This is a genomic window from Nostoc sp., from assembly GCF_036917655.1.
Classification (GTDB): domain Bacteria; phylum Cyanobacteriota; class Cyanobacteriia; order Cyanobacteriales; family Nostocaceae; genus Nostoc.
Map to the genome: position 1 here is coordinate 262,554 of NZ_JBALCY010000065.1, position 14,442 is coordinate 276,995.

The 14,442-nt window shown below is 42.8% G+C and carries 8 protein-coding genes and 1 pseudogene; 3 read left to right on the plus strand and 6 right to left on the minus strand.

What is annotated here, in order from left to right; translation table 11 throughout:
• Positions 1 to 92: 92 nt before the first annotated feature.
• From aroQ to V7K30_RS23005, 5 genes and pseudogenes are all read right to left on the minus strand, one after another.
• Positions 93 to 899, minus strand: a complete 807-nt coding sequence (gene aroQ / locus V7K30_RS22985; RefSeq protein ID WP_335003200.1) for a gamma subclass chorismate mutase AroQ — start codon at positions 897 to 899, stop codon at positions 93 to 95.
• A 442-nt stretch (positions 900 to 1,341) separates the two neighbouring features.
• On the minus strand, positions 1,342 to 1,908 hold the full coding sequence (locus V7K30_RS22990; RefSeq protein ID WP_335003202.1) for a hypothetical protein: 567 nt from the start codon (positions 1,906 to 1,908) through the stop codon (positions 1,342 to 1,344).
• Positions 1,909 to 1,999: 91 nt separating this feature from the next.
• Positions 2,000 to 2,329, minus strand: a pseudogene (locus V7K30_RS22995) (histidine kinase dimerization/phospho-acceptor domain-containing protein); the annotation flags it as partial.
• A gap of 153 nt (positions 2,330 to 2,482) precedes the next feature.
• Positions 2,483 to 4,198 carry an alpha/beta hydrolase gene (locus V7K30_RS23000; RefSeq protein WP_335003204.1) on the minus strand — a complete coding sequence of 572 codons (1,716 nt, stop codon included), beginning with the start codon at positions 4,196 to 4,198 and terminating at the stop codon, positions 2,483 to 2,485.
• Positions 4,199 to 4,716: 518 nt separating this feature from the next.
• Positions 4,717 to 5,640, minus strand: a complete 924-nt coding sequence (locus V7K30_RS23005; RefSeq protein WP_335003206.1) for a DMT family transporter — start codon at positions 5,638 to 5,640, stop codon at positions 4,717 to 4,719.
• 282 nt (positions 5,641 to 5,922) lie between these two features.
• Here V7K30_RS23005 and V7K30_RS23010 point away from each other — a divergent pair, with 282 nt between their 5' ends.
• Positions 5,923 to 8,196 carry a cytochrome-c peroxidase gene (locus V7K30_RS23010; protein WP_335003207.1) on the plus strand — a complete coding sequence of 758 codons (2,274 nt, stop codon included), beginning with the start codon at positions 5,923 to 5,925 and terminating at the stop codon, positions 8,194 to 8,196.
• A 105-nt stretch (positions 8,197 to 8,301) separates the two neighbouring features.
• Here the strand turns inward: V7K30_RS23010 and V7K30_RS23015 are convergent, their stop codons facing one another.
• The gene (locus V7K30_RS23015; protein ID WP_335003208.1) at positions 8,302 to 9,480 is read right to left on the minus strand and encodes a GNAT family N-acetyltransferase; all 1,179 of its coding nucleotides are present in this window, start codon (positions 9,478 to 9,480) and stop codon (positions 8,302 to 8,304) included.
• 1,152 nt (positions 9,481 to 10,632) lie between these two features.
• Here V7K30_RS23015 and V7K30_RS23020 point away from each other — a divergent pair.
• Positions 10,633 to 11,829, plus strand: coding sequence for a hypothetical protein (locus tag V7K30_RS23020; RefSeq protein WP_335003210.1), 1,197 nt, complete (start codon positions 10,633 to 10,635; stop codon positions 11,827 to 11,829).
• A 94-nt stretch (positions 11,830 to 11,923) separates the two neighbouring features.
• Positions 11,924 to 14,434, plus strand: a complete 2,511-nt coding sequence (ptsP, locus tag V7K30_RS23025; protein WP_335003285.1) for a phosphoenolpyruvate--protein phosphotransferase — start codon at positions 11,924 to 11,926, stop codon at positions 14,432 to 14,434.
• The last annotated feature ends 8 nt before the right edge of the window (positions 14,435 to 14,442 follow it).

Below are 14,442 nucleotides of genomic sequence, written 5' to 3' on the forward strand. Positions count from 1 at the left end.
ACGCTACGCGTAGCTTGCTTCCCCGTAGGGGTACGGCGCGGCGGGCTATTCGGCCTCGCAAAATGGTTTCATTCGGACTGAGGTTAACTAGTTCAGCGCTGGTTTACCATAGTTCCACAGTTTTTATTCGATGATTTCTGCTGATTGCTGAAGTAGCGTTCGCTGCTTTCGTCTTTGTTCGCAGAGCGTCCCGTAGGGAAGGAGAAGGGAATCGCAGAACTTTTCGGTCTACTGACTTTGCAAGAAGTGCTTTGAAATTGCAGCAGGGGTGAAATTGCTAGGCTTTGCACCTGCTTCACAATACCATTTCCCTGAATAATCACCTGGGAACGTGACTGAATTAATTCCCGTATCTGCGGACAACCTAGAACAGGAGTCAATTCTGTTAAAGCAAAGAGAAATTCTGTGTTTAATTTATCTAAAGATGGTCGCAATGTCTGGTTTAAGTCTGGCACGTGAGGAAAAGATTTAATGCCTTGCTTTTGCCAGTTTTGAAAATCAACTGTTTGAATGAGTTTTCCTGCTTCTATTTGGGCTTGAAAAAATGCTGCAACTCTATCGGATTCTAGGCTATAGGTTGTTGCTTGTTGCCTAACCTTTAATAGTAACTCTTGTTCGCGCTTTCGATCCTCAATAGGACGTTTGTGATTCCATTTCCACCGGGCTACATCATGTGCAATTAGCAATCGTTGCTGGATCAATTTTAGTAATTTATCTACAGGTAATTGTTGCTCTGCGATCGTAATACCTTGAGGATTTTCTGATTTTAATGACCCAGAGTTCTGGGCAGCGAAATCTAATTTTAAGTTGGCAGCAACTACTCTACTACCGAACAAAAGCCCAAAGAAAATTATGATCACAAATAACAGTGGATGCTTTCTGAGAAAAGTTAAATTCATGTCAAAAAGTTTATACAGCCTAATACTTAACAGAATTTTTCAGTAAACCTATAGGAATACAGTATTTTAAATCTCAGACAAAATATCTCATACTTACTGACAAAAAGCAAGTTCACCACCAAAAGCTGTTGCGTGTGCTGAGTGCAGAGAAAATAGTTCACCACCCGTTATAATCGGTGACGGGCGACCAGAATGACACATCAAGTTGCGATAATCTCTTCTAGTCGCAGATATTAGGCGCAGATATTTTTATCCCTGACATGATGCTAGCGCCTTTAAAAGTTGACCTGTCACCAAATGAAGATCAAATCCTACTAACACTCACTCAAGCAAAAGGTATACCACCAAGAACTCAAAGTCGAAACCTTCAAATGTCGATTGACGTGTTCAATAACAACCCCACGACTAGCTAAAGCACGATTGTATTGCAAACCGTAGTCGATTAATTCAAGTATCGAATCGACTGCGAAACTTTGACTGCCTCTTGGGGAGTGACGTTACTACAATTAGACAATTCTGGTACTACTCCCGTACCAACAAATCTGTAAAAGGGGCCATTTTGCTCTCCCAACCACTGCGATAGCAATGTTGGTTGTTTGGCATTACCGTATAATCCTTGCTCCAAAACGCTTTTTCCAAATATGGGAGAATTTATCGGGTAACTGCGCGATCCAGAGGGCAAGTCGCCAATACCACCAGATGCTGACTCAATTGCAAAGCATTTATCTGCACTTAAATTTTGGTAAACAACTAAGTAACGCAAGCCATCAACATTTTCGCGCCCAGCCTCAACTAATACTTTATCGGCACGAAAATTTGCGGGTACGTAACTTGGCAATGCTACTTTTAACCCTAGCGATCGCAAAACTTTTAACTGAGTCGGTGTTAATTTTATTACCGAATTGGTTTGTGAAGCTTTGGGTTGAGCAATTACCGCAGCCGTAGAAGCGATAATACAGGCGACAACGCAAGATGAAGCAAGGTTAACTGGGTATTTGAATAATTTCATAGTTAATAATTATACATAATAATGGCTGTGAAATTCTAGAAGCTTTTGCTGACTTCTATGAATTAGCATCAAGTTATTCTGATGCAGATACCAAAGGCCGAGGAATGCGAATATCAGCAAGTTGAGCGTCATGACGACTAGCACGAAAAACATCAATTACTTGATTGAGCAATTCGTTGAGATCAGTTGCTTGCTCTCGTAGTTGTGCTTGTCCTAACTGCGAGAGTTGCAGCAAAGCATTAATCAGAGTTTCCATGCGTACAGACAAGGACACTACTGTTTGCAAGCACTCAATTCCGTCATCATTTAAAACTTGGGCATAGTCTTCTAGCAGCACTCTCGAGAAGTTATAAATGCCTCGCAAAGGTTCTTTGAGGTCATGAGAAGCCGCGTAGGCAAAGGATGCTAGTTCTTGGATTGAAGAAGTGCAAGCAAAAATTGAGCCTCTAATTTTATAAAGACCTAAATAAAATAAACTGCACAGACGTAATTAATTACGTCTGTTAAAATCAAATAAAAATCATTACATGCAGCAATGCAACACCAATATCCAACATCCAAAATCCGAAGCTGACTATGGTGTTGGGAACTTTTTTTTTGCGATTTTGGCTCCTTTTATATCCAGCAATTGTGCTAATTCGGTTGTATCCAATGACTTGACGAGACTCAAACCAAGAGATTTACTAGAAATGCTTTGAGTGTAGGCGGCGTTAAGGTAAGGGGTGTATTGTGTCCTTCCTGCAACATAGGTTTGGAAGAAAGGTAAACTTAAAACATTCATGTAACGACGCGCTTGGGAAGCATCGCCAATCATATCAGCAGGTAATGCTACTTGTTGATTCGCAGGATTGCCATTACCAATGGTGGAAAAGTGGGTGCCACCTACAAGCATGACGAGATACTTTTGTGAATTTGTAAACCAGGAAAAAGGTAGAATTTGCTCAGATAAAGCTGGTGCAACTGTATCATCACTACTGCTGACAATCATCACTGGAGTTTTAATTTGACTTAAGCCAGCTTTGCCGAAAATAGAACTAGTAATAGGATTAACTGCGATCGCAGCTTTAACTCTCTCATCCCGCAAGTTATAATCCTTGCCAGACTTGCTGATATTCAACTCCAAAGCCCGACACTGGAGAAGTAAAGACATGTTCCAGGTATTTTGCAGTGCTGCTGGTTGACAGTCTTGTTTTAGCTGCTCAAAGTTGATTTTAGCGCCTGCTAGAGCCAACGCTGTGTAGCCTCCCAAAGATTGACCAAATACTCCAACTTGTTGCAGATTTAACCGACCTTTAAATCGCGAATCAGATTGATTACCTTTTTCTAGTTGATTCAGTATATATGTTATGTCCATTGGTCGGTCTTGAAATTCACCTGGTTCTGCTATTTCACTGGCGCGTCCATTCAACAGAGAATGTAATTGTTTAGCATCACTACCAGGATGATTGGGAACGACGACGGCAAATCCGTAGGAAGCTAGGTGAGTAGCTAAATATTGAAAGTTGCTGCTGTCTAAACCCAAGCCGTGAGAAATCACAATTACGGGTACAGCATTCTGGATATTGGGAATATAAACATCAGTTAATAAAAGCCGATTGCGTGTTGAGTCGAAAAAGTTTAGGGTGTATTTTTGCGACTTCAACTTTCCCGGAACCTGTAAATCGGGCAATTGTGATAAATTAGGTTGTTTGATGATAGTAGCTTCTATCTTAGACTTTTGGGAAACTGCTGCGATCGCCCGATGGGTTTTATTAACAAGTTTCTCCAATTCTGTAGCTATTTCCAAAGTCTGTACTACATCAAGGTTAATGCTGTTGGTGGGATATTTACGCAACACATTCAAAAGTGTTAAGCCTCCTGATTCAGCAGAGGCTAAAATTACCGCCGAACGCAAAGCATTAAATTCTGGTTCTGGCTGATGAGATTGGGTTTTAATCACTTGCGCCAACCGATGCAGCAAAAATTCTCCTTGCGGTGTGTAGAGAAATTGCGAAAGTACTACTGGGCTAACTTTCACCCGATTGAGTAAAATCCGCCGTAATTCTTGAAGCTGTTGTAGAGGCAGATATTGCTGATAAGCTGCTAAGTCTTCGTTAATTACACCTGTTTTGGCGTAGTTTTCTAAAGTAGTGACTGAAATGGAAAGCTCCAAAGCTGAATAAGATGCATAAATTCGCTCTGCTGCCAAGACAGAATTACTAATTCCGAACGTTGGCAGCACCATTGAAAGAACCAGCAATAAGGAGTTTTTTCTTAGGGTGCTGGCCCAATTACCAAACAAACTATTCATCGCTCAACTGTTTCGGTGGTCTGGTTTTGTCAGGTGTTGGCTTTGGTAGTTATTCGGGCGCCCTGCTTGGTTTACTTAAAGTTATTAGCCTCAATTTTCTCAAAACAGAATTTAGGAGTCAGGAGTGATAATTCAGAATTAATTCTGGATGAATTGCGAATGTAGCTTGCTTAAGACCAGGGGTAGAAATGGTTTCAGAATCTCCACCAAATCTAGAATTTAGTAGTCAAAAAAAGTGGTGGATACCAATCTCCCAGTAATAGATTCTGACTCCTGAATTCTGATTTATGAATTCTTCTTCAAGGATTTTTTTGGCTATCAGGTCAACAATTAAATACTACAGAGTCACATAGATGGGTAAACTATCCATCTGCAAAAGGCTGACTCCAGTAGTTTGCCTTCACTATTAAATCATAACAAATAAAAAATCCTCTGCCTCAGTATTAATGTTGTAGCTTTGAATAGGGCACAAATTTACTAGATGAGAAACCCAGTAAAAATCCTGAAAACCATTCCTATTAATCAGCTTTTCCCAAGGCGATCGCTACTGACCCCGCGACTACTAAACCCGCTCCTAATATTGCGATGAAAGTAAAGTGTTCTGGTGATGTCCAAGAAGGTGCAAAAACTGATACAGCTCCGATTGACATTAATGTTACAATCGGAGCTAAAGCTAATACTGCACTTACTCGTGATGCTTCCCAGTGTTCTAATGATTCGGCAAAAGCACCGTAAGCAATTAAAGTATTCAAAGCACAAAAAGCCAACATTCCTAAATGGAAACTATCAAGTATAAAAAGTGATTTTACTCTGGCTAGAGGAGTGAATAATAAAGCACAGCCCCCGTAAATAATCAGCATGATACTAGGAGAAGATAAAGATTGTAATAACTGCTTTTGTGCCAAAGCATAAATAGCCCATGCTGCTGCTCCTAGTACAATCAAAACACTACCTAGTATATATGTGCCATGTGCTGTAATTAAATTTGTTAGTTGTTCACAAAAAAATAAAAGATAACCGCAAGTCATTACACTTATACCAATCCATTGATATAGCCGATAACGTTCTTTAAAAATCACTAACCCTCCTAAACCTAATAAAAGGGTAGATAATTGAATGAGAACTTCAGCGTTAGCAGGCGATGTTAGTGCTAAACCTTGCATGAATAGAAAGTAATTAATCCCTAAGAAGAGTGTAGCGATCGCTAATAACTTCCAAGAAGCAGAACGCAATTGTTCTAACTTTGGTAATTTACCACGTATTCCTAAATACACAGTAAGTAGTAAAAAAGATACCAAAAAGCGAAACCAAATGACGGTATAGACATCAAGTGCTTGCAAAGTTACCGTCAGAGCAATAGGTAAAATTCCCCACAATAAGACCGTCAATAGCGATAACGCTAGCCCTAAGCGCCACCGACCAGAACTTTGATGTAGTGACATTCAAATCTCCTACTCAAAGTAGGGCTGAGAAGAAGCTAAAACATATCTAATTTGCATATCTAAATTTTATCCAACTCTTGTGGAGAAAGGATGTTAACAGTTTAGTTAATGCAAGTTAAATATAGAATAGCTTACCTACCCTACTGAATTTATTTGTAGTACTAGGGCGTTTTTTATTCACATGAAACTCGTAAATTGCGTAATTACTTTACATGAATATTAAATTTAAAACTTACTCGGAAATGTATAATTTATTTCGGTGTTATTCTATTGGAAAAAACTATGGGGATTATACCCATAATAAGCTTAGTAGTCTTTATTACTGGCTTATCAATTTCCTTGCTACTGACCTCACGAGGTAGATTTTTGCTCAAATCTTTGGTGACAAAAATAAAGCGCCAAGGCTGGAGATTCAGATCTGGCAAGCTTAACCGCCTGAGATCAAGATTTTCAAAAACTATAACAATTGCCGCCATTATTCTGGCAGCAGTAATAGCTGGAAATACTGTCTCGGCGCAGGTTACGCCGCCGCCTCTAGCTTCGCTCAAGAGCGTATCGGTTCCAGAGCCTAACAATCTTGGAGACTTCGTACAAAACAAACCAGCCGCCATCAAGTTAGGAAAGGCTCTTTTCTGGGATATACAGGTTGGGAGCGACGGACTGACCTCCTGTGCTAGTTGTCACTTCCATGCTGGAGCCGACAATAGATCCAAAAATCAGATTTCTCCTGGGCTTTTGCGGATTAACGCTGATGGTACAAAGAATCCAGATACAGTTTTTAATGTAGGTGGCGCGCCAAACTACCAGCTTAAACCAGAAGATTTTCCCTTCCACAAGCTGTCAAACCCGAATGATCCTAAGACCGTTGTATCTGACCGTAACGATGTCAGTTCCTCTCAGGGGGTCTCCAATGCTAAGTTTGTTGATATTAAACCTGGTAGCGCGGAAGACGAAGTAAAAACCGAGCCAGATCCGGTGTTTAACGTGGGAGGTACGAATGTGCGCCGCGTCCAGGCGCGTAACACGCCAAGCGTAATTAATGCAGCATTCAACTTCCGCAACTTCTGGGATGGAAGGGCACAGAACATCTTTAATGGAGTGAATCCCTTCGGTTTAAGAGACCCTAACGCCTCCGTGGTGAAAGCAGAAAACCCAAATCAGCTCAAATTTGTCAAAGTCAGCCTAAATAATTCGGCTTTGGCTTCACAGGCGCTTGGGCCACCACTCAATTCCTTCGAGACGTCTGCTGATGGTCGCACTTTTCAAGAAATTGGTGATAAGTTCGGGCGAATTGACAACACAAAATCTATCAGCGGACAGCAGCAAGATAATATTCAGGTCGGCCCGCTACTCAATTCCATTCAACAAATTAGTGATCGGTTCGGGGAAATTGACAATATAAAATCTATCAGCGGACTGCTGCAAGATGTTCTGTCAATTACGGGTACAAAGCTCCCCCGAGTACTGGCGCAAAAGTTATCTAGCCTCAGACCGCTAGGCAAACAGGTTGTGCATCCACAAGATAGCGTTTTAGGTGCAGACAGTAGATCCCCTCAACCCGGACTGAAGAATAGAACCTACGAGCAGCTGGTCAAAGATGCCTTTAAGCCGGAGTGGTGGAAGTCTAATCGACTCATCCAAGTTGATGCCAAAGGTAGACGGACTTTTGTCAACACGCCTGATAACTCTTCCCAAACCGATGAGTACACGCTGTTGGAGTATAACTTCTCGCTATTCTTTGGTCTTGCAGTTCAATTGTACGAGTCTACACTCATTGCCAACGATACGCCCTTTGATCGCTTCTTGGAAGGAAACACCACAGCCCTAACTAAGCAGCAGCAACTAGGTAAACAACTGTTTCAGGGCAAAGCTCTATGTATTGGTTGCCATGTTGGATCAGAATTAACCGCTGCTTCAGTGAGCAGCGTTAAGAAAGACGGACGAATCAAACGTGCGCCGTTCGGTGCAAGATCCCCTGAAGACAATGGCTTCTTCAATATCGGCGTCAGACCTGTTACGGACGACCCCGGTTTGGGTGGTAATGACGGTTTATCTGGTAACGGCCAAGGTAATCCGCTTTCAGAGGCACGATTGGCTCAGTTGGGGAAATTTCAGCTTCTCCTCGGCGAAAACCCCCCCATTCTGACTCCACCGTTGAATCCTAGTGAAACTGTGTCTGCAAACGGAGCCTTCAAAGCACCTGGACTTCGCAACGTGGAACTCACTGCTCCCTACTTTCACAATGGAGGTCAGGCGACTTTAGAGCAAGTGGTTGATTTTTACAATCGGGGTGGTGACTTTGGAGTTCTTCCCCCACTGAATCTCTCACCAGAAGAAAAACAGCAATTGGTCGCCTTTTTAAAGGGACTGACTGATGACCGAGTTCGGTATGAGAAAGCGCCATTTGATCATCCGCAACTTTTCGTTCCTAATGGACATCCGGGTAACTCTACCTCTGTTACCAATGACGGTACTGGCAAAGCCACGGATAGTCTACTGGAAATTCCTGCTGTTGGTAGGAATGGTGGTACTGGTACTCGAAATTTCCTGAACTAACTAGCAATTTGAGTTAGTAACTCAGGCATGGGAGATGAAGAAGATGAGGGAGATGGGGGAACAGGAGAAAACTTTTAACTCCCCATTTCCCACTCCCCACTCCCTTTAAAAGAAATCAGCCATCCAAGGCGACACACCTGCAAATATTTGCGTAGCTGCTAAAATAGCCGTTTCTGTCCCATCCAGTTTTCCCGTTAGTTGCAAATGGTAGGGGGTGAACAAACTTGTATACAATGGTGCCAATTCTCGAATATCTAGCTGCAACTCACCCTTTCCACCTCTGGTTACTTCACCACGTCCGTTGGCGACAGAAAGAATGAATTTACCATTATTTCCAGTTAGCAAATTATCTTGAATTTCTAAGTGCAGTTCAGTTTCGATTCCCGATGGATAACCCCGGACTTCTAGCGCCTTGACTACATCTATTACCCGCAGCAGCCAACGATACGTATGCTTAATCTTGGCAGTTTGCTCTGGTAGCAGCAATGTCAGGGAATCAATAGCAGAACTCTTCCATCGCACCTGGTGAATTTGGGAACGATGATTTGCTAGAAAAGACCAGAAAGTTTGTGCAGCAGCAACTGTGCGGAGTACCCAATCTTTCACCCAGAGGATTTTACCATCCTCTGTTCGCTCTTGAGTGAAGATGATGTAGCCTTGGGGTTGGTCTTTAGTACCAATAAAATAGGCATAGGCTGTTTCCTTCTCATCTGGTTGGATTATTCGCTCCCAGATTGCTGGATGTCGGTCTAAATATCCATGCGTTTGTCTCGCCTGCTGCTGATATAGTTCATGAAAAACTTCATGATTGATGCTCACTACTGGTTCCAAAGGTAGGGGTTGCTCCCGCACCTGGATATTCCTGGTCGCAACTTCCCAAATACACCAGCTACCTCCCTGCTCATACCCTACTTTTCGGTACAAGCTTTGAACTTCTGGATAAAGAGCAGAGATTGCTACACCCCTAGCATAAAGTTCTTTGAGGGTGTGCTGCATTAGAGCGATCGCAGCTCCCGATCCACGATCCTCTGGAGCAATGCCTACTGCGGCAATTCCTGTCATTGGTACACGCACACCACCCCACCACTGACCCATATCGAGAGTTGCCAATCCACCAACTACTTGCTCCAATTTACGAATAATGCGGAAATTTTCTACGCCAATCAGGTTAATGTAAGCTTCCTCGCCACCAAGTCCGCTGATAAAACACTGCTCAAGGATATTACCCAACTGCTGAATATCCTGTGGATGGGCAAGAGTGCTGTATTCAAATTGAGCCGTCATCTCTTATACCATTAAGTAGGAGAAAATCACAATCATACTACAGCAAGCGTTGCCTCAATGCTTCACCAACTGATTGGGGATTGGGGATTGGGGAAGAAAGATTTTCTATGTGTTTTGGTGTACGCGGTTCATAATGGCTATATAGCTCTGGGTATGACATTGGATAGCAGTAGATATCACAATGTCGTGTCTGCCAGAATGGTGTACAAAATCGCTTCATCTTGAGTTTCACTCAACTCATGATCACCAACTACTAACCAAACAGCGTAGGCGTAGCTTATCGTAGACATTGCTCCCATTCAAACACTATTTGTCAAAAATTAAACGTTTGCAGCTAATGTTAGATCATTCATAAGGTATGTTTAAGCATTTGCAGATCAGCTATAATCAATTGCTAAAAATACTTCATCTTTTGCAACAAATGCTATTACATGTATAAGCAATGCTTAAGTCATTGCAGGAAATGTATAAATTAGTTCTGCAAACGCTTTAACGTTTGCAGCTAATGTTGCTTTATTTATAAGCAACGCTTAAATCATTGCAGCAATCATTGTAATTAACTTATAAATCTATTTACTACCTAAAATTCAAAACTTCCCTAAGGAACGCGGATTTAATAAAATACAAAACCTCACCTCCTTAGTAAAGAGAGGGGAGACTTTGACGAAAGTTAAAAGCGGGGTGAGGTTAAAAACCATATTTGGACGTTATTTAATTCACATTCATAAGTGAAATTAACTAAAGTTTTATGGATGCGATGTCTACGACGGGCTACGCCTACGCAACTCATTAATAGCGGTTCCCATGCAGATGCCGTACAAGATTATATCGCCAGGTGTAGGGGCATGACATTGCCCATTGGTGTCAACTTAACGTAAAAGCCAGTCTAGAACCAGCTTTTATAGGTTATCTCGTTCCCAGTCTCCGACTGGGAATGCCTAATGTGGGGGCTGCTGCCTCAAGACTTGCGGCAGAGCCGCAATGATCAACATTTCCAGCCACAGGCTGGAAACGAGGTTTTAAAGGGGTTTGAGCTTAAATTGACACCTATGGGCAATGCCGTGCCCCTACGGGTGTACCTCACGTAAACGAGAACCGCTATAGCCTTAAAGTGGTAACGACAACTTATTGTGGAATTTCGGTCAAGAAACGATGAATGTTGTAATCAATTTATTGCTTTTTTTGCTGCCAATTCTGAGTAGCCTTTTGATTGCCCAAACTTTCAACCCTCTATCTTCTTATCAGCCTCTCCAGGCTATAAACGGGGCGGCTTTATATAAAAAACAATTAACGAATGGTAACGAAGCCTATTTACAAGTTATTGATCTGGGCAAAATGCACATAGACCAAATTACCGGAGAGGTAGATAATATGGGTCTGAATGAAGGGAAGTATTATAAAGGGGAAGGTGAATATTACAGCCCTTTTTTCAAAACCAAGTTGTTTTCTGAAGTAACAGACGAATATAAGAAACTTTACGCAAACAACGTTTTTTCGATGATTAATTGTTCTTTTTTTGAGCAATACCAATCTAGTAGTCAACTATCCTTTCCAATTAAACTAAATGGTGTAGTCATCAGTGGTGGCACTAGCCCTTATGGCCCAATCAAGCAACCAAAAGATAAATACTATAGTAATATTCACCTCAAGGCTTTAGTTTGGGATGATAAGCAGGCAGACATTACCGATTACGACCAAGTTAGCGGTGCGCCTCTCAACCAAAAAGCAGTGAAGAATGCGATCGTCACTTACCGATACAGCGATCATCCAGCAAAAGTATTAGCCCAAAACCAAGCAAATAAATATCAAGTCATCGGCACTCTAGACAAAGATGGGGTTAAGGGTAATGAGTTGTTGTTGATTATGACGGTGAACCAAGCAACTCTGGATGAGGCAGCGGATTTATTACGTAAATTAGGAGTCAAAGGCGATATCATTACCGTTGACGGCGGCAGATCAACTTATTTGTTCAATTCCCAGAAGGGAAATATTATTGTTCCACAACTGTCTAATCCGCAAGAAAATCCTGCTTTCCGACACCTACCTCATTATCTGGGATTCCGTAAGAAAAGCAAAAATCAGGTTGCGCCAAAAATTTTGATCAGTCAGCCAGTTGCGAAAGTGCTTCCAAAGAAGGATCAGCCTTATTTAATATTGTGGCGGGATAATTTTGATGGTGATGTCTCGATTAAGTTGTACGATGGAAACAAACTTATCCAAAACATTTCTTCCCGTACTGCTAGCGATGGAGTTTATGAGTGGACACCACGTATTCCCGTAAAAGAAGGCTATTTTGTTCGCATTTCTAGCTGGAAAGACCGGAATATTTTCGGGCAGTTGCAATTGTAATAGAGATCAGCGCTGTTTTTAGCGGTGCGGAATGGGAAAATGAAATGGATAACTAGCTAAACGCAAACCTCTCAACAAGGTTGACGGTGTGGCAGTGATCGGAATTGTCATCGTTTCTCACAGTAAACAACTAGCTTTGGGTGTGCGGGAACTCGCCGCGCAAATGGTTCAGGGCCAAGTTTCCATCGCTGTTGCAGCAGGTATTGAAGATCCAGAAAATCCACTGGGTACAGATCCAATTCAGGTTTATGAAGCGATCGCTTCTGTTTTCTCTGATGATGGTGTCTTGGTGTTAATGGATTTGGGTAGTGCTTTGCTGAGTGCAGAAATGGCAATAGAGTTTCTGCCAGAAGCACAGCAGCAAAAAGTGTATCTATGTGAAGCACCTCTAGTAGAAGGTGCGATCGCTGCTGTTGTTGCTGCGGCAGCTGGTAGCGACATTCATCAAGTCATGGCAGAAGCACGCGGCGCACTCCTAGCAAAAGCGACTCAATTGGGTGTAGTTAGTAGTCCGTTGTCAGTTGTCACCCCAACAACAACCAATGTAGAATCACCAACGCCAGAAATCCGGCTGATTGTGAGCAATCGCTTAGGATTACACGCCCGTCCCGCAGCGCAGTTTGTGGCAACCGCAGCCCGGTTTCAATCCCAAATTCTGGTGCAGAATTTAACGAGAAATACTGAGCTAGTCAGGGGTGACAGTATTAACCAAGTCACAACTTTAGGGGTGCGTCAAGGACATGAACTAGTGATTACTGCCACCGGTTCTGATGCAGATGAGGCGCTAGCGGCATTACAGGCATTATTCGCAAATAATTTTGGTGAAGATAATGTTGCCTTGAATTCTCCACCAGCATTTCACCATGAAGTTACTCCAGCAACTCACGGCGAACTTTTGGGAATTGCAGCTTCTAGTGGAGTAGCGATCGCACCCATTATTCATTATCAACCCACCCACATTGCGATTACGGAATACCACGTAGATGATCCTGAGGCAGAGTGGCAACGAGTACAGGCAGCAATTCACACTGCCAGACAGGAAATTCAAGCAGTTTTTTCACAAGCATCTATTCAAATTGGTGACGCTGAAGCCGCCATCTTCGATGCCCAACTACTATTTTTAGAAGATCCAGTATTGTTGGAAGCGGCTAAAGAGCGCATCTTAGAAAACCATCTAAATGCTGAAGCCGCTTGGCAAGCCGTAGTAAATGAAGTAGCAACTTCCTACCACACACTTGAGGATTCTTATCTGCAAGAGCGAGCTGACGATGTTGTAGATATCGGGCAAAGGGTACTACGATTACTAGCTGGGAATGCCCCTGCTAACCTGCATCTTCAGGAACCATCGATTTTAGTAGCGACTGATTTAACCCCCTCAGATACCGCTGGACTTGATCCGACAAAGGTGCTGGGCATTTGTACAACTTCTGGTAGCGCCACTTCTCACAGCGCAATTATCGCCCGGACATTGGGTATTCCCGCAGTCTTAGGAGTGGATGCCCAGGTGTTGCACTTGGCAGATGGTACACTTATGGCACTTGATGGTGAAAGTGGTAGAGCTTGGGTAGAACCAGAATCACATATCCTGGATTTACTAGAGGCAAAGCGAGAAGCTTGGCAAACTGCACAACTTGAAGCACTAGCTACGGCACACCAGCCAGCAATTACTCGTGATGGTCGGCAAGTTAGCGTCTTCGCCAACATTGGTAGTATAAGTGATGTCCAAGTTGCTGTGGCAAGCGGTGCAGAAGGTGTGGGGCTACTCCGCACTGAGTTTCTGTTTCTAGATAGGACAAGCGCCCCCACTGAAGAAGAACAACTAGAAGTGTATCAGGCGATCGCCCAAGTTTTAGATAATCGTCCGTTGATTATTCGTACCTTAGATGTAGGTGGTGATAAGCCACTTCCTTACGTGAGAGTAGGGTTAAGAGAAGCTAACCCTTTTTTAGGCTGGCGGGGAATTCGTTTCTGTTTGGATCATCCAGAACTCTTCAAAACTCAGTTACGGGCAATTTTCAGAGCCAGTGTAGGACACCAAATTAAGATCATGTTACCGATGATTGCTACTGTGACAGAGGTACGTGCAACTAAGGTAATTTTGGGTGAAGTGCAGGCGGAACTAAATCAAGCTGGTATCGCATTTGATGCAGCGATGAAAGTGGGGATTATGGTGGAGGTTCCGTCAGCAGTAGCGATCGCAGATCAGTTAGCCGCTGAAGTAGACTTCTTTAGTATAGGTACTAACGATCTGAGTCAGTATGTCATGGCTAGCGATCGCACTAATCCCCGCGTGGCAAATTTAGTTGATGCGCTACATCCAGCCGTGTTACGAATGGTGCAGCAAACTGTCCAAGCTGCCCATGCGGCGGGGATTTCGGTAGGATTATGTGGAGAATTGGCAGCAGATATTTTAGCAACACCAATTTTATTAGGTTTAGGGCTGGATGAGTTGAGCGTGAATCCTCAAAGTATAGCTGGAGTGAAGCAAGCGATCGCTCGGTTAAGTATAGTTGAAAGTGAAGCGATCGTGGCATCAGCATTACAACAAGATTCCGCAGTTCATGTCAGAGAACTAATCTCAACTTCAGTTACTCCCCCTACGTAATACTAATT

What these genes read in the sequence shown, in the direction of transcription:
- V7K30_RS22990 (WP_335003202.1), bottom strand. Translation starts at nt 1,908, where the DNA reads ATGAAATTATTCAAATACCCAGTTAACCTTGCTTCATCTTGCGTTGTC.
- V7K30_RS23020 (WP_335003210.1), top strand. Translation starts at nt 10,633, where the DNA reads ATGAATGTTGTAATCAATTTATTGCTTTTTTTGCTGCCAATTCTGAGT.
- aroQ (WP_335003200.1), bottom strand. Translation starts at nt 899, where the DNA reads ATGAATTTAACTTTTCTCAGAAAGCATCCACTGTTATTTGTGATCATA.
- V7K30_RS23010 (WP_335003207.1), top strand. Translation starts at nt 5,923, where the DNA reads ATGGGGATTATACCCATAATAAGCTTAGTAGTCTTTATTACTGGCTTA.
- V7K30_RS23000 (WP_335003204.1), bottom strand. Translation starts at nt 4,198, where the DNA reads ATGAATAGTTTGTTTGGTAATTGGGCCAGCACCCTAAGAAAAAACTCC.
- V7K30_RS23015 (WP_335003208.1), bottom strand. Translation starts at nt 9,480, where the DNA reads ATGACGGCTCAATTTGAATACAGCACTCTTGCCCATCCACAGGATATT.
- V7K30_RS23005 (WP_335003206.1), bottom strand. Translation starts at nt 5,640, where the DNA reads ATGTCACTACATCAAAGTTCTGGTCGGTGGCGCTTAGGGCTAGCGTTA.